Annotated in this window: 21 protein-coding genes and 2 tRNA genes; 3 read left to right on the plus strand and 20 right to left on the minus strand. The window is 59.9% G+C overall.

What is annotated here, in order from left to right; translation table 11 throughout:
* Positions 1 to 103 precede the first annotated feature (103 nt).
* A tRNA-Arg gene (locus tag ACODR9_RS18805) sits at positions 104 to 180 on the minus strand.
* A 19-nt stretch (positions 181 to 199) separates the two neighbouring features.
* Positions 200 to 276, minus strand: a tRNA-Pro gene (locus tag ACODR9_RS18810).
* Positions 277 to 538: 262 nt separating this feature from the next.
* Between ACODR9_RS18810 and folD the strand changes: the two genes are divergently transcribed.
* The 3 genes from folD (at position 539) to ACODR9_RS18825 (ending at position 3,024) form a co-directional block, all read left to right on the plus strand.
* Positions 539 to 1,390, plus strand: coding sequence for a bifunctional methylenetetrahydrofolate dehydrogenase/methenyltetrahydrofolate cyclohydrolase FolD (gene folD / locus ACODR9_RS18815; protein ID WP_488811225.1), 852 nt, complete (start codon positions 539 to 541; stop codon positions 1,388 to 1,390).
* Between the two features lie 155 nt (positions 1,391 to 1,545).
* Positions 1,546 to 2,409: a formyltetrahydrofolate deformylase gene (gene purU, locus ACODR9_RS18820; protein ID WP_488811227.1), complete on the plus strand. Its 864-nt coding sequence runs from the start codon at positions 1,546 to 1,548 to the stop codon at positions 2,407 to 2,409.
* 9 nt (positions 2,410 to 2,418) lie between these two features.
* Complete coding sequence (locus tag ACODR9_RS18825) at positions 2,419 to 3,024, plus strand: hypothetical protein (RefSeq protein ID WP_488811229.1); 606 nt, start codon at positions 2,419 to 2,421, stop codon at positions 3,022 to 3,024.
* Positions 3,025 to 3,095: 71 nt separating this feature from the next.
* Here ACODR9_RS18825 and ACODR9_RS18830 read toward each other — a convergent pair whose 3' ends face one another.
* The 18 genes from ACODR9_RS18830 to recA all read right to left on the minus strand — a co-directional run bounded on the left by ACODR9_RS18830 (position 3,096) and on the right by recA (position 21,005).
* Entirely contained in the window at positions 3,096 to 3,443 is a 348-nt protein-coding gene (locus ACODR9_RS18830; RefSeq protein WP_488811231.1) for a thioredoxin family protein, read from the minus strand.
* Between the two features lie 6 nt (positions 3,444 to 3,449).
* On the minus strand, positions 3,450 to 3,923 hold the full coding sequence (locus ACODR9_RS18835) for an NUDIX hydrolase (RefSeq protein WP_488811233.1): 474 nt from the start codon (positions 3,921 to 3,923) through the stop codon (positions 3,450 to 3,452).
* A 171-nt stretch (positions 3,924 to 4,094) separates the two neighbouring features.
* Positions 4,095 to 4,922, minus strand: coding sequence for an undecaprenyl-diphosphate phosphatase (locus ACODR9_RS18840; RefSeq protein WP_488811235.1), 828 nt, complete (start codon positions 4,920 to 4,922; stop codon positions 4,095 to 4,097).
* A 206-nt stretch (positions 4,923 to 5,128) separates the two neighbouring features.
* Positions 5,129 to 5,752, minus strand: a complete 624-nt coding sequence (locus ACODR9_RS18845) for a YecA/YgfB family protein (RefSeq protein ID WP_488811237.1) — start codon at positions 5,750 to 5,752, stop codon at positions 5,129 to 5,131.
* Between the two features lie 70 nt (positions 5,753 to 5,822).
* Entirely contained in the window at positions 5,823 to 6,557 is a 735-nt protein-coding gene (locus tag ACODR9_RS18850; protein WP_488811239.1) for a proteasome-type protease, read from the minus strand.
* Between the two features lie 46 nt (positions 6,558 to 6,603).
* Positions 6,604 to 7,392 carry a transglutaminase family protein gene (locus ACODR9_RS18855; protein WP_488811241.1) on the minus strand — a complete coding sequence of 263 codons (789 nt, stop codon included), beginning with the start codon at positions 7,390 to 7,392 and terminating at the stop codon, positions 6,604 to 6,606.
* Between the two features lie 36 nt (positions 7,393 to 7,428).
* The gene (locus tag ACODR9_RS18860) at positions 7,429 to 8,361 is read right to left on the minus strand and encodes an alpha-E domain-containing protein (protein WP_488811243.1); all 933 of its coding nucleotides are present in this window, start codon (positions 8,359 to 8,361) and stop codon (positions 7,429 to 7,431) included.
* The gene (locus ACODR9_RS18865) at positions 8,355 to 9,800 is read right to left on the minus strand and encodes a circularly permuted type 2 ATP-grasp protein (RefSeq protein WP_488811245.1); all 1,446 of its coding nucleotides are present in this window, start codon (positions 9,798 to 9,800) and stop codon (positions 8,355 to 8,357) included. Before ACODR9_RS18865 ends, ACODR9_RS18860 begins: the two co-directional genes overlap by 7 nt.
* A gap of 358 nt (positions 9,801 to 10,158) precedes the next feature.
* Positions 10,159 to 10,521, minus strand: a complete 363-nt coding sequence (locus tag ACODR9_RS18870; protein WP_059284502.1) for a roadblock/LC7 domain-containing protein — start codon at positions 10,519 to 10,521, stop codon at positions 10,159 to 10,161.
* 49 nt (positions 10,522 to 10,570) lie between these two features.
* Positions 10,571 to 11,203 (minus strand): peptidase M23, encoded by a 633-nt coding sequence (locus ACODR9_RS18875; RefSeq protein ID WP_488811247.1) that lies wholly within the window; start codon positions 11,201 to 11,203, stop codon positions 10,571 to 10,573.
* 2 nt (positions 11,204 to 11,205) lie between these two features.
* Positions 11,206 to 11,748: a GTP-binding protein gene (locus ACODR9_RS18880; RefSeq protein WP_488811249.1), complete on the minus strand. Its 543-nt coding sequence runs from the start codon at positions 11,746 to 11,748 to the stop codon at positions 11,206 to 11,208.
* An 18-nt stretch (positions 11,749 to 11,766) separates the two neighbouring features.
* Complete coding sequence (locus ACODR9_RS18885) at positions 11,767 to 13,206, minus strand: hypothetical protein (protein WP_488811251.1); 1,440 nt, start codon at positions 13,204 to 13,206, stop codon at positions 11,767 to 11,769.
* 11 nt (positions 13,207 to 13,217) lie between these two features.
* Positions 13,218 to 14,735 (minus strand): type IV pilus assembly protein FimV, encoded by a 1,518-nt coding sequence (locus ACODR9_RS18890; RefSeq protein ID WP_488811253.1) that lies wholly within the window; start codon positions 14,733 to 14,735, stop codon positions 13,218 to 13,220.
* Between the two features lie 11 nt (positions 14,736 to 14,746).
* Positions 14,747 to 15,514 carry an oxygen-binding di-iron domain-containing protein gene (locus ACODR9_RS18895; protein WP_488811255.1) on the minus strand — a complete coding sequence of 256 codons (768 nt, stop codon included), beginning with the start codon at positions 15,512 to 15,514 and terminating at the stop codon, positions 14,747 to 14,749.
* Between the two features lie 357 nt (positions 15,515 to 15,871).
* Complete coding sequence (locus ACODR9_RS18900; RefSeq protein ID WP_488811257.1) at positions 15,872 to 16,615, minus strand: substrate-binding periplasmic protein; 744 nt, start codon at positions 16,613 to 16,615, stop codon at positions 15,872 to 15,874.
* 95 nt (positions 16,616 to 16,710) lie between these two features.
* Positions 16,711 to 19,344 (minus strand): alanine--tRNA ligase, encoded by a 2,634-nt coding sequence (alaS, locus tag ACODR9_RS18905; protein ID WP_488811259.1) that lies wholly within the window; start codon positions 19,342 to 19,344, stop codon positions 16,711 to 16,713.
* Between the two features lie 134 nt (positions 19,345 to 19,478).
* Positions 19,479 to 19,940: a recombination regulator RecX gene (recX, locus tag ACODR9_RS18910; RefSeq protein ID WP_488811261.1), complete on the minus strand. Its 462-nt coding sequence runs from the start codon at positions 19,938 to 19,940 to the stop codon at positions 19,479 to 19,481.
* 15 nt (positions 19,941 to 19,955) lie between these two features.
* The gene (gene recA, locus ACODR9_RS18915) at positions 19,956 to 21,005 is read right to left on the minus strand and encodes a recombinase RecA (protein WP_488811263.1); all 1,050 of its coding nucleotides are present in this window, start codon (positions 21,003 to 21,005) and stop codon (positions 19,956 to 19,958) included.
* Positions 21,006 to 21,126: the final 121 nt, after the last annotated feature.

Raw genomic sequence — 21,126 nt, forward strand, 5'->3', positions numbered from 1 at the left:
ACCCACGACAACAGGAATCACAATCCTGGACTCTACCAACTGAGCTACATCCACCACAGGGTACTGCATTCTTCTACTACTGTTGCCAGCACTGCTTGAGTACTGGCGCGCCCGACAGGAATCGAACCTGTAACCCCCGGCTTAGAAGGCCGGTGCTCTATCCAGTTGAGCTACGGGCACACACGTATCGGGCTTTTTCTGGTCGGGGCGGCGGGATTCGAACTCGCGACCCCCTGATCCCAAATCAGGTGCGCTACCAGGCTGCGCTACGCCCCGACGACAGAGAGCGCAACTATAAGGAAAGGCCTGTTTCCTGTCAATACTGTGTTGCAATCTTTTTTCGGGTGGCCGGTGGGCAGGCTATGGCGAAGCCGACATCCGGCTGTAACGCGGGCATAACTAACTGCATGATATATAGATGCTTATTTTGCGAATTTTTCTTTACGTGAAATTATTCCTAATGTATTTTTGTGGTTTCGTAAAAAGCTAAAAAATGAGAAAATTGCCGCCTCTTTTCAAGTTCCATACGGAATCAGGCATGGCGGCGCAACTCATTGATGGTAAGGCAGTAGCAGAACAACTCATCGCCAAGGTAGGCGAAGGCGTAAAGCAGCGCGTGGCTGCAGGCAAGCGCGCACCCGCGCTGGCAGTGATCCTGGTGGGCAACGACCCGGCATCCAGTGTTTATGTAGGCAGCAAGAAACGCTCTTGCGAAAAAGCGGGTATCCGTTCGGTGGCTTACGATCTGCCGGCTGAAACCAGCCAGCAGGCATTGCTGGACATTATTGATACCCTGAATGCCGACGCAACCGTGGATGGCATTCTGGTGCAGCTGCCACTGCCCAAGCAGATCGACCCGCAAGCCGTGATCGAACGTATCGACCCGAAAAAGGATGTCGACGGCTTCCACCCCTATAATATGGGCCGCCTGGCTATCAAGATGCCGCTGCTGCGTCCATGCACGCCGCGTGGTGTGATGACGCTGCTGGAAGAATACGGCATCGATCCCAAGGGCAAGAAGGCTGTGATTGTGGGGGCTTCCAATATTGTGGGTCGTCCGCAAGCGCTGGAAATGCTGCTGGCACGTGCCACGGTGACGGTGTGCCACAGCGCCACCGCCGATCTGGCACATGAAGTAGCCCAGGCTGATATCGTGGTGGCTGCCGTTGGTATTCCTGGCTTCATCAAGGGCGAGTGGATCAAGCCCGGTGCCGTAGTGATTGATGTTGGCATCAACCGTCTGGATACCGGCAAGCTGGCCGGTGATGTGGAGTTTGCTGCTGCTGCCGAGCGCGCCAGTTTCATCACCCCGGTTCCGGGTGGTGTCGGTCCGATGACCGTGGCAACGCTGTTGCAGAATACGCTGGATTCGGCCAATCTGAACGCCTGATCCCGTTCACCGGCATACAGCGCCACAGGCTGCAGGGGCTTACCCCTGTCGCGTGTGGCGTTTGTCATTGGCGGTGTGCGTACGGGCAGAACAGAATTGGCAAGTGACAGCCGCAAGGCTGCCGTTGATCATGTAATGACAAAGAGACTGTAATAATGAGCAATACCCGACAATCGGCCACACTGCTGATCAGTGCGCCGGACAAGAAGGGCCTGGTAGCGGCCCTGGCCAACTTCCTGATGACTTACAACGCCAACATCATGCATGCCGACCAGCATCAGGATGCCAGCGAAAACCTGTTCCTGATGCGGATCCAGTGGGAGCTGGAAGGCTTTACCCTGCCGATGGATGCGTTTTCTGCCGCGTTTCAGCCCATTGCCGCCGAGCACAACATGACCTGGAAGGTGTCGCTGTCCAGCCGCAAGCCGCGTATGGCGATTTTCGTATCCAAATACGAACACTGCCTGGTGGATTTGCTGCACCGCTGGCGCATTGGTGAGCTCAATTGCGATATCCCGCTGGTGATTTCCAACCATGAAGACTGCCGCCGCCTGGTGGAATTCAACGGCATTCCCTTCCATGTTGTTCCGGTAACCCGCGACAACAAGGCCGAAGCCGAGGCTGAGCAGTTCCGCCTGCTGGAAGAGGCCGGTGCCGATTTCATCGTGCTGGCGCGTTACATGCAGGTGTTGTCCGGCGAGTTCGTCAAGCGTTATCCCGATCGCGTCATCAACATTCACCACAGCTTCCTGCCGGCATTCGATGGGGCCAAGCCGTATCACCGTGCCTTTGCCCGTGGCGTGAAGCTGATTGGTGCTACCAGCCATTACGTGACCGAAGATCTGGACGAAGGCCCGATCATTGAGCAGGAAGTCACCCGTATTTCCCACCGTGACGACGTGGAAGACCTGATCCAGAAAGGCCGCGATCTGGAAAAAGTGGTGCTATCCCGCGCGGTGCGCTGGCATGTGGATGACCGCATCCTGTCTTACAGCAACAAGACCGTTGTTTTTGACTGAGCCGGCACCATGCACCGTCTGATTGATGACTTGTTGGGCCTGCTGCGCTTTCGCGTGGGGCCACTGGAGCAATACCAGTATCCACGCTGGATGCCCGCACTGTTGCTTACCGTACTCGGGCTTGTCGCCAGCGGCGGTACCGGAGAGCTGGGCAATAATATTGTCGGGCGCATGGGTTTCATGCTGCTGTTTACCTGGCTGGAAATGCTGCTGTTCACCCAGTTCATGACGGTATGGCTGCGGCTGGCCAAGTGGCAGCCGACCGGTTCACTGTTTGGCCTGATCGTGCTGTGTAACAGCCTGCAGTTTGTTGAGCCGCTCACCAGCTGGCTGCCGGACGATGTGGCTCTCGGTGCTGATCTGGCACTCTCCTTGCTGACCATCGCCCTGATGGTCAACGGGCTGGCGCTGGTTTCCGGTGTAGGCCGCCTGCGGGTGTTGCTGGGGGTGATGCTGTTTGCCCCGGTGGCCATGCTGACGCTGGCCATGACCTTGCAGATGGCTGGCAGCATGGGCTGGGTGACCATTCCGCAGGACATGCTCAACTCGGTGAGCGAGGCGACGGCACCGGCCAGCGATACCCCGGCTGCGGGCAAGGATAGTAGCGATTTGTGAGTCGCTGCGTAGTGGCTGTTACAGAAAAGGGCTGCCTGCGGGCAGCCCTTTTCTGTAACAGCCAGTATCCTTCAGGGCTCTTCGTCCGCAGGGCTGGCCAGCAGCGTGAGCAAGGCCTGTTGCACGCTTTGGCGTTGCATGGCGCTGCGCAACTGGCCGTGATAGTGGCCATCGACAAACAGCAACAGGGTAGGGAGATGAAAGATTTCGAAGGCATGGGCCAGGGCCATGCTTTGCTGCACATCAACATAAGCCAGTTGCTGCAAGCCGTCGGGCTGCCAATCCTGCAGCAGTTGACGCCATGCGCGGCAGGCTGAGCAGCCGGGTTGGCCGAACAGGACGAGTGTATTGCCGTGCAGTGTGGCCAGCCGCTGGTAGAAACCAAACTCGTCCAGCAGCAGCCAGGGGACGCTGGCCATGGTGGTTCAGTCAACCTTGGCGATGTAGCGGGCCAGTCCCAGAATGGCGCGCAATGCCTGGCCCTTGGCGGTTTCTTCATTACGCAGGCGGGCGTAGCGGCGCAGGATGGCGCGGCTTTCCACAAACAGGTCGAGATCGGTATCCGGCGAGGAAACCAGTGCAATACGTTCGATTTCACCCTGTGGCTTTGCCTGACCCTGCGCAATGCACAGGTATACCTTGTGGGCATTGTGGGGGGTGATGTGGTCGAATAGGTAGAGCATGGAATTGATGCGCAGGCCGGTTTCTTCTCGAATTTCGCGGATCAGGGCCTGGGAGCGTAACTCGCCCCGGTTGGCCTTGCCGCCTGGCAGGTTGTAGCGGCTGCCGCGTGCTGCAGTGACCAGTACACCATCGGGCAATTCGATAATGGCGGTGGCACGTCTTGCCAGATCTGCCGGCAGGCGTTGATCGGGCTTTTTGTCGTCCAGATTTCTCATGCGTCTCTATATAACAGATACGGGCCGCAAATGGCGGCCCAGTTCTGTTGGCTATTCTAATGTAACCATCCGGTAGCGACAAACAGTCAATGCTTCTTTATACCTGTAATGTTTGGATTCGTAGCATACCTTCCTGTCTGTAGTACCAGGATTGGTCAACTTTACAGTTAGTCAAACCAGGCGGTAAGCCAGTCCACCCAGGCCAAGCAGCAGGCAATACCAACCAAAGGGGCGCAGCGATTCGATTTCGGTTTTCTTGAAATAACGCATGAGAAACCAGGTGCTGGCGTAGGCGCACAGGCCGGCAACGGCACCGCAGCCAAGTAGCAGACCCCAGTGTTGGGCATGTCCGGCGTGGGCCAGTTTGGGGATTTCCAGCACGCCTGCTGCCAGGATGATGGGGGTTGCCAGCAAGAAGGAAAAACGGGCGGCAGAGGCATGATCCAGGCCATGTGCCAGTCCGCTGAGCAAGGTGACGCCAGAGCGGGAGATGCCCGGCAACAGCGCCAGTGCCTGGCCGCTGCCGATCTTGATGGCACCCGCAATGCTCAATTCATCCAGGCTCTTGTGCGCCCGGCGCTGTCCCAGGCGCTCGCCCAATAGCAGCAGTAGGCCATTGATGCTGAGAAAAACCAGTACCGCAGTGGCGCTGCTAAACAGCACGCGCAGTTGTTTTTCCAGCAGCAAGCCCAGCAGACCAGCAGGGATGGTGCCGGCGATCAGTCGCCACATCAGCCGTGCTTCCGGGTTGCCGCCGCCGCCTTTGGCGCGGACGAAGCCGGCAATCAACTGCAGCCAGTCACGATAGAAAAACAGCAGCAGGGCCAGGGCTGTTCCCAGGTGCAGCATGACCATGAAGGGCAGAAAGTCAGGATTGCTGCGATTGAGCGACCAGTGCAGCCAGTCGGGAATCAGGATGCCATGTCCCAGGCTGCTAACCGGAAACAGTTCGCTGATACCTTGGATAACTGCAAACAGCAGTGCTTCAACGGGATTCATCGTGATAAGGGCGGTGTACGCAAATAATGGAAACGCACCGTTTTATCACGCAAAAATGTCATTTTGATGACCTGTCATCGACGCATGCCGGGCGGCGGCTGCTGACAAAGCGTGACCGCACACCCGGACAAGGCGTGCCGATGCCGACACTGGCCGTAGTAGAGCAAGGCGGCACACGGCTGGGGCAGATGATTTATCAGCAGGTTTCAGTGTTTGGGATCAAGCGCATCCTCTTCCAGCTCGGCTTCCATGGCGGCGCGGATGCTGGCAAAGAACTGGTGGATTTCCTGCACGGCAGGGGAGATGGCGGCCAGCCACTGTTCGCGCTGGCTGCTGTCGCTGTTGTCGATGTAGGGACGCATTTCCGGGTCCGGGTGACGTTCGAACGCCAGGGCCATGATGGCTTCCAGCGCGTCGGCATGCTCGGCATCGTCAAACAGCAGGTTCCAGTCGTCTTGCAGCAGCTGCATGCCTTCGACAAAGCCTTCGGCCCAGTCATTGCCATGCACCACGCCCTGTGCATCGGCATCCAGCCAGGGCTGGAACTCTTCACCCTGTTGCAGGGTGTGCGTGATGTCCAGCCAGTGGCCCATCAGCAGGGAGACAAACTTTTCCAGATCCTTCTCGCTGCGAAAGGCCTGCTCGTCATCAAAGGCCTCACCCAGGATCAGCGGCAGACATTCGGTGGGCTTGATGGCCTCCGGGCCACACAGCAGCGCGGTGAAGAAGCCGTCCAGCTTTTCCAGGTTCATGCACTGCAGGCTTTCAAAGCGTTGCAGGGTGGCAGACAGGCGCTGGTAGTCGGCCTCGGTCAGCGGAGCGTGTTTCATCGGCGGGTCTTTCAGTGGCAATGCCGCATTATTACCGATCAGCCCCCCGGCTGACCAATCACGTTGTGTCTTATTCCTTCCAGCGCATGGGCGGCAGGGCGGCAAAGGCTTCGCGCAGGGCTTGGCCCCAGCCGGTGTGCAGTTGCTGGAAATAGGGGTCGTGTTCGGTAATGCGCTGGTGAATGCCGGGGCCGAAGTCGTCTTTGTCATACACCAGCATGTCGATGGGCAGGCCGACCGACAGATTGCTCTTCATGGTGGAGTCAAAGCTGATCAGCGCGCACTTGGCCGCGTCCTCCACCGGGGTGTGGTAATTCACCACCCGGTCGATGATGGGCTTGCCGTATTTGGCTTCGCCGATCTGGAAGTAGGGCGTGTCCTGCGTGGCTTCGATGAAATTGCCCTGCGGGTAGATATTGAACAGGCGCGGTGCTTCGCCGCGAATCTGCCCGCCCAAGAGAAAAGAGCAGCCGACTTCGATCTTGGACTGGCTCAGTGCCGGGCCGTCGCGCTCGGCGATTTCGCGCAGGGTATCGCCCACCAGACAGGCGGCATCGTACATCGACGGCACGTTCAGGATGGTGCGCTCGTCTTTGGGGTTATTGGTGCGCTGGCGCAGCAGGCTGACCACGCTTTGGGTGGTGGCCAGGTTGCCAGCGGACAGCAGCACCAAGAGCCGCTCGTCCGGCTGCTGGAAAAACTGCATTTTGCGGAAGGTGGACACGTGGTCCACCCCGGCGTTGGTGCGGGAGTCCGAGGCGAACAGCATGCCGGATGCCAGATTCATGGCGACGCAGTAAGTCATGATGCAGCTACTTGTGTGGTGGAGTTGAATCAATCTAGCTGCTGTGTCACTGGCCGTCCAGCCAGACGCGCGCCTGGGCGCTCATACTTTCGGTGCCGCCACCAAAGCGCACGCCGCGTACCGGGCAGGCATCCAGGTAATCCATGCCGATGGCCAGCTTGAGGTGATGTTCGTTGGCGGCCACGGCATTGGCCACGTCGAAGCTGTGCCAGGCTCCGTCCACCCAGGCTTCGGCCCAGGCATGGCTGGAGACGTGGTCTGCCGCATGCGCCGGGGAGTAGACATAGCCACTGACATAGCGCGCCGGAATCCCTAACTGGCGGGCGCAGCTGAGGAAAACATGGGTGTGGTCCTGGCATACCCCGGCGCCTTTGGCAAAAGCAGTGGCTGCCGGCGTGTGGCTCTGGGTTTCGCCCGGCAGGAAGGGCATGCATTCGCGTATGCCCTCTACCAGACTTTGCAGCTGGCTCAGGCTGGGTATCTGCTGGCGATAGCTGGCGGCAAAGTTGCGCAGTGCGTCGTCTGGGGTGGTCAGTTCGGTCTGGCGCAGGAAAAACAATGGCGGCAGGGAGTCACATACCGGGGCGGTGTCTTCGGTTTCCACCGTGCCGCTTACCTTGATGCGGATTTCCTGGTGCGGGTAGTCCAGCGTCAGCACATGCAGGATATTGCCGTAGCTGTCGGTGCTGCGATGGGCTGATTCCGGCAATTCCAGCTGCCAGTCCAGAATGCGCAGGCCATTGCCGCCCTGCGGGGTCAGGCGCAGATACTGGGTGCTGTGACGCACCGGGCTATCGTAGCGGTACAGCGTTTCATGGCTGATGGCGAGTCTCATGGCGAGCCCTTTCTGAAGATGAAAACCGGCCTGCGTTCAGGCAGTTTCCAGATAACTGTGGTGAATGGAATTGCCCAGCAGGATGATGTCGCCGATCAGGCTGTCCAGTGTTTGCTCCAGTCCATCGGCAAAGATGTCCTCGATGCTGCTGTAGGTCAGCCGCGCCTGGATTTCGCTGGCGCGGCGGCGGGCGGTGCGGCCTGCCTGGCCTTCGATGCGCGCCAGCACCTTGTTGATTTCGCCAAAACAGGCGCGCAGGCTGCGCGGCATGTCGTTGCGCAGGATGAGCAGCTCGGCCACCCGCTGCGGCGTGATGCTGTCGCGGTAGATGTCGCGATAGGCTTCAAAGCCGGATACCGAGCGCAGCAGCGCGGCCCATTGGTAGTAGTCGAGGATGTTTTCCGCTTCCGGCTCGTTATCGCTGATCTGCTTGGTTTTCACATTCAGGATGCGCGCAGTGTTGTCGGCGCGTTCGATGAAGGTGCCCAGGCGGGAAAAGTGGAAGGTGTCGTTGCGCAGCATGGTGCCGTAGCCCGCACCACGGAACAGGTGCGAGCGCTCGCGCACCCATTCCAGAAAGGCAGATGCGCTGCGGGTGTCCAGACCACGGCTTTGCCATTCGCGCATTTCCAGCCAGGTACCGTTCACCTGTTCCCACATCTCGGTGGTGATCTTCACCCGCACCACATGGGCATTTTCGCGGGCGCTGCGCATGCAGTTGTAGATGCTGCCGGGGTTGTCGCTGTCCAGCGCCAGATAGTGCAGCACCGCTTGCGGAGTGGGGGTGTGGTGGCGCTGCAGGAAGTCGGCGGTGCTGCCGGTGACATCCAGCGGCACCAGCAGATCGTCCTGCGACGAGGCATGCAGCAGCGACATCTGCAAGCTGACATCCAGCAAGCGTGCGGTGTTTTCAGCGCGTTCCATATTGCGTGCCATCCAGTACAGGCACCCTGCCATTCGGCTCAGCATGTGATGTCCTCCTTCAGAATCCAGGTGTCTTTGGTGCCGCCGCCTTGCGAGGAATTGACCACCAGCGAGCCTTCGCGCAGTGCCACGCGGGTGAGGCCACCGGCCACCAGCTGTACTTTCTTGCCCGACAACACAAAGGGGCGCAGATCGATATGGCGCGGTGCGATGCCGGATTCGACAAAAGTGGGGCAGGTGGACAAGGACAGCGTGGGCTGGGCAATGAAGTTGGCCGGGTCTTCCAGAATGCGCAGGCGATAGGCATCGATTTCCGCCTGAGTGGAGGCCGGGCCCACCAGCATGCCGTAGCCGCCTGCGCCGTGGACTTCCTTCACCACCAGCTCGGCCAGGTGATCCAGTACGTAGGCCAGGTCGTCCGGCTTGCGCAATTGCCAGGTGGGCACATTGTGCAGGATGGGTTCTTCGCCCAGGTAAAAGCGGATCATGTCCGGCACATAGGGGTAGATGGACTTGTCATCCGCCACGCCGGTGCCCACCGCATTGCACACGCTGACACGGCCCTCGCGATAGACCGACATCAGCCCCGGCACGCCCAGCATGGAGCCGGCATTGAAGGCCAGCGGGTCCAGATAGGCATCATCCAGCCGGCGGTAGATCACATCCACCCGCTGCGGGCCGGAGGTAGTACGCATGTAGACATGGCCGTTTTTCACGAACAAGTCCTGCCCTTCCACCAGTTCCACCCCCATCTGGCTGGCCAAAAAGGCGTGCTCGAAATAGGCGCTGTTGTACTGGCCGGGGGTGAGTACCACCACGGTGGGGTTGTCCACCTCGGTGGGTGCCACCGCGCGCAGGGTGTCCAGCAGCATATTGGGGTAGTGCTCCACCGGGGTGATGTCGTGGCTGGCAAACAGCTCGGGAAACAGCCGCATCATCATCTTGCGGTTTTCCAGCATGTAGCTCACGCCGGACGGGGTGCGCAGATTGTCTTCCAGTACGTAAAAGCCGCCGTCGCTGTGGCGGATGATGTCCACCCCGGCGATGTGGGCGTACACCTGGCGCGGCAGATCGATGCCCTGCATGGCCAGCTGGTAACCGGCATTGGTGAGGATTTGCTCCGGCGGGATGATGCCGGCCTTGAGGATGTCCTGCTCGTGGTAGATGTCGTGCAAAAAGCGGTTGAGCGCTGTGACGCGCTGGATGCAGCCTGCTTCCAGGGTTTTCCATTCGCTGGCCGAGATGATGCGTGGAATGGTGTCAAACGGAATCAGCCGTTCCGAGCCGCTTTCGTCGCCGTAAACGGCAAAGGTGATGCCGACGCGGCGAAACAGCGTGTCGGCCTCGCTTTGCTTGTCGCGCAGCCAGGCGAGCGGCGCCTGGTTAAGCCAGTTGGCAAAGTGCTGGTAGGACGGACGGGTGTCCTGATCCGGTGCCAGCATTTCGTCGTAGTGGGTGTGGTCTAGCGGTGTAATCCGGTGCATCGCGCATTCCCCCTTGATGGCTTGTAAAGGGAGTAAGGCAATAAGCGTGCCCAAAAATGCCGGGCAACCGTCATTTTGACCGTGAGTCAGCTAGGTGCAGGGGTGGCGTGGTTAAACCGCCAGACGGGCAGGTAGGGAGATTTGGTGCGCGTGGCGGTTTTTTAGCGTGGCATTAAAAATTGATTGATTAATTATGCTGTAAAAAATTCACAAAGATAGCGGTGCTGCACCTTAATGACACACGGGTGCAAACGGTGGTGCAGGCTGTGGTTGAGAATGGTGCAGGGCGGCGCTGTCCGGACAGGCGATGCCGGGGCTGGCGGGCGTGAAGGCCACCGGCCACCGGCTGTCTGTCTGGTCAGAGGATTTCGGCAATATTGCGCGCGGCGCGCTTGGCATCCAGGAAAATCAGCCCCAGCTTGGCTTCGCGCCGGGCAATCACGGTCAGCACGGCATCGCGGCCTGCATAGCTCATCAGGATGTAGCCGTTGTCGCCCTTTACCATCACCTGTTCCAGTTCGCCACGCGCCAGCTCCTTGGCGGTGCGTTCACCCAGCGACAGCATGGCGGCGGCCATGGCACCAACCCGGTCTTCATCCACATCCTGCGGCAGCAGGGCGGCCATGGTCAGGCCATCGGATGAGATGATGGCCGAGGCTTCGATATCGGCCGAGGCACCGTTTAGGTCACTCAGGATGGACTTGAGCATCTGTTCACGCATGGTTTTCTCCAGTGGGTATTCTGTGGCCCGCAGCGGGGCTGCTGTTTATTCAAGCGTAACGACGGCTGAGCAATTCGATCAGCGTCACAAAGTGTTCGTCCTGCAGGCGCGGGGTACCGCCAATCACCAGCACGAAAGACTGCTGCCCCACGTGCAAGGGGAAAAACCCCAGCTCGCTCTGCCCGGCAGGGTTGCTGACCGACCAGGCCAGGCTGCTGATGTTGAGGTTGTTCTTCAGCAGCAGGGCGTGGCGACGGTTCAGCGACATGATGTCGCCGGCCAGGGCGGCGATTTCCTCGGCGGACTCGTGATGAAAGCCTGCCGTGGCGTAATACAGGCCGTTGTCGTCGGCCAGCAGGGCCCGGCCGTTGTCCGACAGTGCAGCCAGCAGCGATGGCAGCTGGCTTTCCAGATTGACCGCCAGCGAAGGACGCGGCTCTTCCGTGCCGTGGACAAAGTCCAGCCGCTGCAGCCGGTATAGCGTCTCCAGCCCTTTGTCCAGGTCGTTATTGCTCCACTCGGCCAGCAGGGCTTCGGTGAGCGGAACAGAATGGCCCAGCCGCAGAATCTGGGTCAGCAACACGCGGGCGGCATCCTGCTCGGGGCTGGACACGGCGTAGTAGGCTCCGGCCGGGCTGGCAATCGGGTACAGCGCGTCCTTGAGCGAAAGGTTGTCTGACATGATCAGCTTTCCAGCCCGGGATCAATGGAGAACAGCAGGGCCAGCACCAGCTTTTTGACGTCCTCCCGGGAGCGGGCATCAATTTCGAAAATGGGTGGCCGCATATCAAACTTTTCCAGCAGGGCGGCATAGGTTTCGATGCTGGGTGTGGCGCGCATATCGGTTTTGGTGACGCCAATCACCAGTGGTGCGTCCTTGAGCATGTCGCGGAAGGCATTCAGAAAGAACTGCAGATCCTTCACCGGATTGGTACGGGTATTGTCCAGCAGCAGAATCAGGCCGATGCCGCCATGGCTGAGGATGTCCCACATGAAATCAAACCGCTCCTGGCCGGGTGTGCCATAGAGATGCACCTTGGTGCTTTCATCCAGCATCAGCACGCCGTAGTCCAGCGCCACGGTGGTGGTGTCCTTGCGGTTGAGGGTCATGTCAGAGGCACGGGCATCGGTGGTTACCGGTGCAATATCGCTGATGGCACCGATGGCTGTGGTTTTGCCTGCGCCGACGGGGCCGGCAAAGATGATCTTGTTATCGTAAGCACGCATGGATTCGAGTTTTCCTGTTTACAGGCCGATGACTTTTTTCAGCAGGCGGGACAGCAGGTTGCCACTGCCCGGTGGAGGTTTCACTGCGGCGGTGGCCGGGTTGCTGGCGCTGCTTGCCGCACTGCCGGCAGCGGCCTCCACCCGGGCCACTGGCCTTACCGGTTCGGTGGTAATCACCGACAGATTGCTGTTGCGGTTGGGGATGTCGAGAATCCCGATGCCGTAGGCGGCGGCCAGATAGTTGAACAGATGTTCCGGCGGTACCTTGAGCAGGCGGGTGATCAGCTTGAGATTGACCGGGGTCCGGGTCAGGAAGGCGGTAATGCGCATGGCTTCCGGAATGGGAGCCAGCCGCGTCAGGTTAGGCCAGAAGCGCAGACGGATTGGGGTATCGGCACTGATGCCACGCATCAGGCGGCCCTGACAAGTCCAGATAGCCAGCTGCCAGGCCAGCGTTTGCGGGCGCAGTTCCTGACTGACTGTTGGCAAGGGTTCGTTGGTATAGGCTTGCTGATCTACATCCTGGCTGGGGACGGCACACAAGGCCTGCAGGCTGTCCAGCGGCTGTAGCAACAGCGCCTTGTCCTGTGCCGGCAGCAATACCAAAACCGGTATTCCCCTGACCCGTACCATGGCGGCACTACGCTGGCGCAGCAAGCGGGCCACCATGCCGAACAGGCCGGCATTGGGGTCGAAACGGGCAAAGCTGATCTTGGTGTGATCGACCTTGCCCGCATCAGCGTGCTGTTCTGTTGTTGTGCTGGCCGGACGCGCGGCAGGTAGCATGCTGCGTACCACGTCTACCTGCTCGTGGTTGGCTGCGGTGCTGTCGCTTGCTGGTTCGGCATCTGGCAAATCCATTAACTGCGGCAGGTCGGATGCCGGTGCCACGGCGACATTCTGCAGGGCGGCCGTGGCGGCGCGGTGTGCCTCCTGGGACTGGGTAATGACCTCGGACAGTGTTGGTGCCACGCTGGCCACATAGGCGGCGGCTGCGCTGATGGCCTCTGGGGCTGTTGCGGCGGCAGGGCGGGTTGGTGTTGCCGTGAGGCTGGCCGCATGGTGCAGCGCAACCGTTGTTGCCTCCATGGCGGCGCCTGGCTGCGAGCGCGGTGTCTTGCCCAGCAGTTCGCGCATTTGCGGGAACAGGGTTTCAATCCTGACCGGCTTGCGCAGTACGGCTGCCGGCGCCTCTCCGGGAGGGGTGGTGGTGACAATCAGTGCCGGCAGATGGGGATGTTCGGCCCGAAAATCGTGCCAGGCATTCCAGCCGTCCACGCTGTCGACATCCACAATGGCCAGATCGGGTAGCAGGCCGGGTGCCTCATCCAGCAATTGGTAAAGCTGGTGCGAATGGTGCATGCGGAACGCCATGCGAAATACCGACAGCTTGCGGGGGTCCATTCCCACGGGCAATACGGTGACGAGTTGAGGCTGGGTGGCGTTGCTAAGCATCATGGTCTGGTTTCTCAGGCCGCAAGACGTTGCTGGTTTAGGCGTTGCTGCATGGATTGCACGAAACGGCTGAGCATGGCGGTAATGTCATCTGGCGGGTTGGCCAGCCGCTCGCGAATCTGCCGGGCCAGCCAGGTGAAGCGGGCCAGATCGCCCAGGTGTTCGTACAGCTTGAGCAGGGGCGGGTAGAGTTCGGCTTCGGTCGGGCTGGTGAGGATGGCCGTTTCCAGCGTCTGGATAGCCATGTCGATCTGGCCGAACTCGATGAACTGTTCCGCTTCGGACAGTGCGTTGTTCAGCGGGGACGCCGTGTTTTCCGCCTGTCTGGAGGTGACCAGCAGTAGTGGTGCTGCCGGTTGGCTGATGGGCGTGATATAGGCGAAACGACGGCCGATTTCTTCCAGCTCCAGCCGGTCGGGTTGGCTTTCCAGTGCCAGCAGGACCGGGTGCTCACCCAACTGGCAGCCCAGCTGGAATAGCTGCTGTTTCAGGCTGTGACCGGCATTGCCGATGCCAACATGAAACTGCCACAGATAGCGGCAGAACAACGACAGCCTGCGCGTCATATAGCAGGCGCGCAGGGTGTCGATCAGCCGCGACAGCGATACGCCTTCTTCGCTGGCCATATCCTGCAGTGCCGGCAGGGCGGCAGCCGGTTCGTGACAGGCCAGCAGAATGCTGGCCTGACGCGGGCGCGGCAGCATAGTGGTAAGCAGGGTGATTTCGCGCGCACTGAGCGGTGCCAGCTCGGCACGGCCTTCCACCAGCGGAACGCGCGGCAGATGGGCCGCCAGCTGAACGGCTTCTATGGCGGACACGGCGGGCTGGCCTGGTGTCTGCACCACGGCTCGCAGCAGGATTTCCTCGTGGCCTGCCGTTGGCAGATGGTCACCCAGCTGCTGGTTGACTTCCTCTATGCCCAGGCCCAGCCGGCTTTCTGCCAGTACCCGTAGCGACAGGTTTTGCGGGTCTTCCTGCAGGCCGAGAAACACGGCGTCGGTCAGCTGCTGACGGTCCAGCATGCTGCGCTCGTGCAGGCGCTCCAGCATATCGCTGTAGTCGTCGATCCAGCGCAGGGTCAGATACAGTTCGGACAGGCGCTTGAGCTGGCTGGGTGCGTTGATCGAGCTACCATCCACATAGCTGCGTAGTGCAATGGCCGCCTGTTCCAGGTAGCCAAACTCCAGGAACACTTCGATTTCCGCCAGTGTGTCCAGATCATCCACTTCATAGGACAGCGTCTGTTCATCGGCATCATCCTCGTCCAGGCCGGCCTCTGCCTCGGCCATCGTTTCTGCCTCCGGGGCTGCCGCTTGGACCATAGCCTGTTCGGTGGCGGCCGATTGCGGTCGGCGGATGACTGCTTCGGGCAGCAATTGCGGCTGGTGGTCGGCGTTGCTTGCTGTCGGCCCGGACTGGCGGCGCAGCAGGGTAATCAGCAAGGTGGCAATCAGCAGCAGCAATACGGCGCTGGCTGCCATGGCTTCTGGGGACGCACTCAGCTGGCTGAGCAGGGCGGTGATGGTGTCCATGGGCAGCAGGCTCAATCCAGGGTGAAGTCGGCAACGGTGATCAGGTCGGTGCCGCATTCCAGGGTTTCAAACCAGTCAAGGAAGCGTGTCACCATTTCCTTGCCCTTGAACGAGCCGCCGTGCTGCGGCACGATCCACTCCACATCCAGCTGGCGCACCATCTGCACCCACAGCCGACAGGCTTTGTTATTGGTCATGTAGCGCTTGTGAAAGCCCAGCATGTGGCTGTCGATCAGGTGGGCGTCAAAATCGCTTACCGGCTTGCCCGCTTCGTGGCCATCCATCAGCGAAGCGCCGATATCGCCGGAAAACAGGATTTTGCTGATGGGGTCGTAAACCTGGAAGAAACCGACGGTATGCAGATAGTGCGCCGGTACCACCTTGAGCGTGGATTCGCCCAGCGTCACATTCATGCCGCGTGGCGGAATCGGAATCAGCCGGCCTTCGGTTACGCCGCGAATGCAAAAGTGCGGTAAAAAGCGCACCCATTCCTGGGCGATGATGATCTGCGCATCGGTAATCAGCAGCCAGCCATTGGCCGAGGCGATGATGTCCGGATCCTGGTGCGAGGCAAAGATATAGCGGGTATGCGAAGGCAGGAAATAATCGGCCAGCTCGGCAATCAGGTGTTTGTAGGTGAGGTTGCCACCCGGGTCCAGCAACATGCCGTCACCCTTATCGATGATGGCAAACTGGTTGGACTGGATACCTTCACCTTGTACCAGTTCGGTAAAGGCGACGCACTTGTGATTGCCGTCATCGTAAAGCACCAGAGCCATGACTGTTCCTTGCGTAAGGATTGCCGCCAGAACATGGGTTTTAGCGGCAAATCTGTTGACAGGGCCAAGCTCGGCACGAGCATGCTTGCCGCTGTCATCAAGACTTATGAGAAGGTGTTTATTATTTTCATTTGGCTCTAAATCGTTTTGATATGAGTCAAGGATGGCGGGAATGCAGACTGATTATTTGCTTGGAATATAAGAACAAATGCACTGGAAAATGTGCATTTGTTTTCAGCCACTTCCTGCCACCGCCACGGATTGCGGCCATGTGGTAGCTGTGCTGCCAAGGGCTGAGGGCGGGAGTTGGGGGGGTAATCGTGAGGGTCTGTGGCGGACACTGGCCTGCTGCAGCGCTTAGTGCGCGTGCGGTGAATGCATGGCTTCGATGATGGCCTGGATGATGCGAGGGTCGGTAGCGGGGTTGGCAGCAAGATACAGCGGATCGCCCTGCGGCAGGCTAAATAGCGCCTGGAATTGCTGTTCCGGGACGTTCAGCTTGGCCAGCTGGCTGCGTAGCTGGTCCGGGTCGGCAATCAGCAGTTGGGCCGCACCGCTTTGCAGCAGGCGCGGGCATTCCTGCTGGCTGTTGGTGGTGATGTACTGGCTGCCTGGCGCAAAACCGGATTTGACCAGAAACTCTTCCTGCACATCATGATTGCCCACGCACACCTTGCAGCAGCTTTTCACTTGCTCCAGGGATTGCGGTGCAATGCCGGTTTCGCCATTCAGACGGTAGAACACCCTTTGCATGTGACCAATCTGGCCTAGCCAGACAAACTGGTTTTTGCGGGTGTCGGTACGGGCAATCGAATAAATCAGCGTGTTGGGGCGGGTGGCGGCTATGCGGTATGCCCTGGCCCAGGGCAACACCTGGAAATCGGCCTTCAGGCCGGCGCGGCTCAGAATATCTTTCACCAACTGGGTATGGCGTCCGGCAATATTCCCCTGGGGGTCGATGGTGCTGAGCCAGGAAGAGTTTTCGGTGACCACCAGCAGTTTGCCGTCAGCAAGCGCTGCTGGTGGCAGGCAGGCGCACAGCAGGAGCAGCCAGGGCAGTACCTGGCGCAGCAATGACAGGCGGGAGCGGATGACGGTCATGCGCAGTGCTCTCCGTTAGGCAGGGTGGTGATAACACTATAAACGACAAAAGCCGCAGGGTTGTCCCTGCGGCTTGCGTACGCATACAGATCAGATTACAGCTTGCCTTCCAGCCAGGATGGCAAGCTGGAGAGCGCGGCGGCCAGGTTTTCCGGCTGCGTACCGCCAGCCTGAGCCATGTCCGGACGACCACCGCCCTTGCCACCCACTTGCAGAGCCACCTGATTCACCAGTTCACCGGCCTTGACCTTGCCGGTCAGGTCTTTGGAAACACGGGCAATCAGGCTGACCTTGCCGTCGGCCACGCAGGCCAGCAGCGCCACGCCGCTTTCCAGCTTGTCCATCAGCTTGTCGCTCATGTCGCGCAGGGTGGTGGCATCGATGTCGTCGATCTTGCTGATCAGGCAGGCCACGCCCTTGATGCTTTGCTGCTGGCTGGCCAGCAACTGGTCAAGCTGACCCAGTGCCAGTTGGCCCTTCAGCTGCTGCGCCTGTTTCTGTGCAGCTTTCAGTTCGGCCTGCAGCTTTTCCAGCTTGGCCAGCAGTTCGCCTGGTTGTGCCTGGGCGATGGTGGCGGCGGCTTTCAGCTCGCCATCCTGCGCCTGTACCAGCGCGACGGCACCTTCGCCGGTGACGGCTTCGATACGACGTACGCCAGCAGCCACGCCGGTTTCAGCGATGATCTTGAACAGGCCGATATCCCCGGTGCGCTTGACGTGGGTACCGCCGCACAGTTCGGTGGAGAAATCGCCCATCTTCAGTACGCGCACGGTGTCGCCGTATTTTTCGCCAAACAGCGCAATGGCACCGGCCTTGATGGCGTCATCGTAGGACATGTGGCCGACGCTGACTTCCACGTTGTGGATCACCACGCGGTTGACGATGCGCTCCACTTCGGCCAGTTGCTCGGCAGAAACCGGTTCGTTGTGGGCAAAGTCGAAGCGGGCACGTTCCGGGTTCACCAGCGAACCCTTCTGCGCCACGTGTTCACCCAGTACATGGCGCAGGGCGGCATGCAGCAGGTGGGTGGCAGAGTGGTTGCGTGCGGTGGCGGCACGCTTGTGCAGGTCGATGGTGGCGGTGACGCTGTCGCCCACCTGCAGGCTGCCACGCGCCAGACGGCCCTTGTGACCGAATACCGCCGCTTGCACCTTCTGGGTGTCGGTCACGTCGAACAGTGCAGCTACGCCGCCTTGGGCAGAGATTTCACCCACATCGCCCACCTGGCCGCCGCCTTCGGCGTAGAAGGCGGTATTGTCCAGCACCACAATGCCTTCGTCGCCGGCATTCAGCTGCTGTACCGCTTCATTGCCCTTGTACAGCGCCAGTACCTTGGCATCCACGCTGGTGGATTCGTAGCCGTTGAATACGGTGTCGGCACCGCTGTAGTCCACATTGCCGGCCATCTTGAAGGACGAAGCGGCACGGGCGCGTTCGCGCTGGGCTTCCATCGCCTTGTCGAAGCCGTCCTGATCCACTTCCACTTCGCGTTCGCGGCAGATGTCGGCGGTCAGGTCCAGCGGGAAGCCAAAAGTGTCGTACAGCTTGAAGGCGGTTTCGCCATCCAGTTGCTTGCTGTTGGCCGCCAGTGCGGTTTCCAGCAGCGCCATGCCCTTGTCCAGGGTTTCGGCAAAGCGCAGTTCTTCCTGACGCAGGGTGTCTTCGATTTCGGCCTGCTTCTGGCGCAGCTCTGGATAAGCCTGACCCATTTCCTCGGCCAGGTCTGCCACCAGCTTGTAGAAGAACAGACCCTTCTGACCCAGCTTGTAACCGTGGCGAATGGCGCGACGGATGATGCGACGCAGTACGTAGCCACGACCGTCGTTGGACGGAATCACGCCATCGGCAATCAGGAAGGAACAGGCGCGGATATGGTCGGCAATCACTTTGAGCGACGGCACGTCCATGCTGAAGGCCACGCCGGTTTCGCGGGCAGCGGCTTTCAGCAGGTTCTGGAACAGGTCGATCTCGTAGTTGGCATGCACGTGTTGCAGCACGGCGGAGATGCGTTCCAGGCCCATGCCGGTATCTACCGACGGCTTGGGCAGCGGGTTCATGGCACCGGTTTCATCGCGGTTGAACTGCATGAACACGTTGTTCCAGATTTCGATGAAGCGGTCACCGTCTTCTTCCGGGCTTCCCGGCGGGCCGCCCCAGATGTGTGCGCCGTGGTCGTAGAAAATTTCGGTACACGGGCCGCAGGGGCCGGTGTCGCCCATTTGCCAGAAGTTGTCCGAGGCGTAAGGCGCGCCCTTGTTGTCGCCAATGCGGACAATCTTTTCTGCCGGAACGCCGATTTCCTTGTTCCAGATGTCGAAGGCTTCGTCGTCGGTGGCGTATACCGTCACCATCAGCTTGTCCTTGGGCAGCGCCAGCCATTGTTCGCCGGTGAGGAATTCCCAGGCAAAGTGGATGGCATCACGCTTGAAATAGTCGCCAAAGCTGAAGTTGCCCAGCATTTCAAAGAAGGTGTGGTGACGTGCGGTGTAGCCGACGTTTTCCAGGTCGTTGTGCTTGCCGCCGGCGCGTACGCATTTCTGGCTGGTGGTGGCGCGGGTGTAGGGGCGCTTGTCAAAGCCGAGGAATACGTCCTTGAACTGGTTCATGCCGGCATTGGTAAACAGCAGGGTGGGATCTTCCCACGGTACCAGCGAGCTGGAGGCTACTACCTGGTGGCCTTTGGAGGCGAAGAAATCCAGGAACTTCTGGCGAATTTCGGAGGTTTTCATGTCGGTTTCGTCGAGATTGAATACATTAGTAGCGGCGCGGGGCAGCATGCTGCGGCCATTACAGTCATGCCCGATTGTGTCAAGCCACGGCAAGGCTGGCAAGGGTCATGCTGCGGTAGCAACCGCAGGCGGAACTAGTCGTCCGGATCGCCGGGGAAGTCATCGTCTTCGGCACTGCCTGCCATCACCTGACGGATGATGTCCATGGCAAAGCCGCGTGCCGCCAGAAAGCGCATCTGTTTTGCCCTTTCCTGCGGCGTGCTGGCTACGCTGCCAAACTTTTTTTCCCACTGTTGCCGGGCCAGTGCCAAATCGTTGCGACCATCCAGCACGCTGCTGATCTGCTCCTGGCTGACGCCACGCTGGCGCATTTCCTGTTGCAGGCGGCGGCTGCCGTATTTCTGGCCACGGCTGTCGGTAAACTGCTGGGCAAAACGGCTGTCGGACTGCCAGTTGCGCTCGGCCAGCTCGTCCAGCAGGGTGGCCAGTTGTTCCGCACTTTCGGCAAACGGCGCGAGCCGCCGCTCCAGTTCCCGCCGTGTGTATTCGCGGCGGGACAGGAGATCGACGGCTCGCGCCTTCAGGCTTTTTTCCATCAGCCAGCCGGGTGCTTATACGTCCAGTACGTCGTCAGCCATCTCTTCGGCATCGTTCTCGGTGATTTCCACCTTGATGCCGACCGCGTCACGGATTTTGGCTTCGATTTCCTGGGCAATGGCCGGGTTGGACTTCAGCCATTCGCGGGTGTTGTCCTTGCCCTGGCCGATTTTCTGACCGTTGTAGGCATACCAGGCACCGGACTTATCAACAAAGCCATGCTTGACGCCCAGTTCGATGATTTCGCCTTCGCGGCTGATGCCTTCACCGTACAGAATGTCGAAATCAGCCTGGCGGAACGGCGGCGATACCTTGTTCTTCACTACCTTGACGCGGGTTTCGTTACCGATGACTTCGTCACCCTTCTTGATGCCGCCAACGCGACGGATGTCCAGACGTACGGAGGCGTAGAACTTCAGCGCATTACCACCGGTGGTGGTTTCCGGGTTGCCGAACATCACACCAATCTTCATGCGGATCTGGTTGATGAAGATCACCAGGGTGTTGGTGCGCTTGATGTTGGCAGTCAGCTTGCGCAGCGCCTGGCTCATCAGGCGGGCTTGCAGGCCAACGTGGCTGTCGCCCATTTCGCCTTCGATTTCGGCCTTGGGTACCAGGGCGGCTACCGAGTCGATCACGATGACATCAACACCGCTGGAGCGTACCAGCATGTCGCAGATTTCCAGTGCCTGCTCGCCGGTATCCGGCTGGGAAATCAGCAGGTCTTCCACCTTGACACCCAGCTTCTGGGCGTAGATCGGGTCCAGCGCGTTTTCCGCGTCGATGTAGGCGCAAGTGCCGCCCAGCTTCTGTGCTTCGGCCACAGCCTGCAGACACAGCGTGGTTTTACCGGAGGATTCCGGGCCGTAGATTTCCACGACACGGCCGCGCGGCAGACCGCCGATACCCAGCGCCAGGTCCAGGCCCAGTGAGCCGGTGGATACCACTTGCAGGTTTTCATTGATCTGGTTGTCGCTCATGCGCATGATCGAACCCTTGCCGAACTGCTTTTCGATCTGGGCAAGGGCTGCCGCCAATGCGCGGCTCTTGTCTTCTGACGCCATGCTGTCTCCAATTGCGTGTAGTGGAATCGATAGATGGGGGATTATCGCACAAAGCCAAGAGCCGACAAATGCGATTGGCGGCTTGAAATGACACCGACACGCGCAACATGGTATTCATGGA

The sequence above is a fragment of the Aquitalea sp. FG25 genome, from assembly GCF_057809375.1.

Excerpts from the sequence above, each read along its gene's own strand:
- folD (WP_488811225.1), top strand. The coding sequence starts at position 539 with ATGGCGGCGCAACTCATTGATGGTAAGGCAGTAGCAGAACAACTCATC.
- purU (WP_488811227.1), top strand. The coding sequence starts at position 1,546 with ATGAGCAATACCCGACAATCGGCCACACTGCTGATCAGTGCGCCGGAC.
- ACODR9_RS18825 (WP_488811229.1), top strand. The coding sequence starts at position 2,419 with ATGCACCGTCTGATTGATGACTTGTTGGGCCTGCTGCGCTTTCGCGTG.
- ACODR9_RS18830 (WP_488811231.1), bottom strand. The coding sequence starts at position 3,443 with ATGGCCAGCGTCCCCTGGCTGCTGCTGGACGAGTTTGGTTTCTACCAG.
- ACODR9_RS18835 (WP_488811233.1), bottom strand. The coding sequence starts at position 3,923 with ATGAGAAATCTGGACGACAAAAAGCCCGATCAACGCCTGCCGGCAGAT.
- ACODR9_RS18840 (WP_488811235.1), bottom strand. The coding sequence starts at position 4,922 with ATGAATCCCGTTGAAGCACTGCTGTTTGCAGTTATCCAAGGTATCAGC.
- ACODR9_RS18845 (WP_488811237.1), bottom strand. The coding sequence starts at position 5,752 with ATGAAACACGCTCCGCTGACCGAGGCCGACTACCAGCGCCTGTCTGCC.
- ACODR9_RS18850 (WP_488811239.1), bottom strand. The coding sequence starts at position 6,557 with ATGACTTACTGCGTCGCCATGAATCTGGCATCCGGCATGCTGTTCGCC.
- ACODR9_RS18855 (WP_488811241.1), bottom strand. The coding sequence starts at position 7,392 with ATGAGACTCGCCATCAGCCATGAAACGCTGTACCGCTACGATAGCCCG.
- ACODR9_RS18860 (WP_488811243.1), bottom strand. The coding sequence starts at position 8,361 with ATGCTGAGCCGAATGGCAGGGTGCCTGTACTGGATGGCACGCAATATG.
- ACODR9_RS18865 (WP_488811245.1), bottom strand. The coding sequence starts at position 9,800 with ATGCACCGGATTACACCGCTAGACCACACCCACTACGACGAAATGCTG.
- ACODR9_RS18870 (WP_059284502.1), bottom strand. The coding sequence starts at position 10,521 with ATGCGTGAACAGATGCTCAAGTCCATCCTGAGTGACCTAAACGGTGCC.
- ACODR9_RS18875 (WP_488811247.1), bottom strand. The coding sequence starts at position 11,203 with ATGTCAGACAACCTTTCGCTCAAGGACGCGCTGTACCCGATTGCCAGC.
- ACODR9_RS18880 (WP_488811249.1), bottom strand. The coding sequence starts at position 11,748 with ATGCGTGCTTACGATAACAAGATCATCTTTGCCGGCCCCGTCGGCGCA.
- ACODR9_RS18885 (WP_488811251.1), bottom strand. The coding sequence starts at position 13,206 with ATGATGCTTAGCAACGCCACCCAGCCTCAACTCGTCACCGTATTGCCC.
- ACODR9_RS18890 (WP_488811253.1), bottom strand. The coding sequence starts at position 14,735 with ATGGACACCATCACCGCCCTGCTCAGCCAGCTGAGTGCGTCCCCAGAA.
- ACODR9_RS18895 (WP_488811255.1), bottom strand. The coding sequence starts at position 15,514 with ATGGCTCTGGTGCTTTACGATGACGGCAATCACAAGTGCGTCGCCTTT.
- ACODR9_RS18900 (WP_488811257.1), bottom strand. The coding sequence starts at position 16,615 with ATGACCGTCATCCGCTCCCGCCTGTCATTGCTGCGCCAGGTACTGCCC.
- alaS (WP_488811259.1), bottom strand. The coding sequence starts at position 19,344 with ATGAAAACCTCCGAAATTCGCCAGAAGTTCCTGGATTTCTTCGCCTCC.
- recX (WP_488811261.1), bottom strand. The coding sequence starts at position 19,940 with ATGGAAAAAAGCCTGAAGGCGCGAGCCGTCGATCTCCTGTCCCGCCGC.
- recA (WP_488811263.1), bottom strand. The coding sequence starts at position 21,005 with ATGGCGTCAGAAGACAAGAGCCGCGCATTGGCGGCAGCCCTTGCCCAG.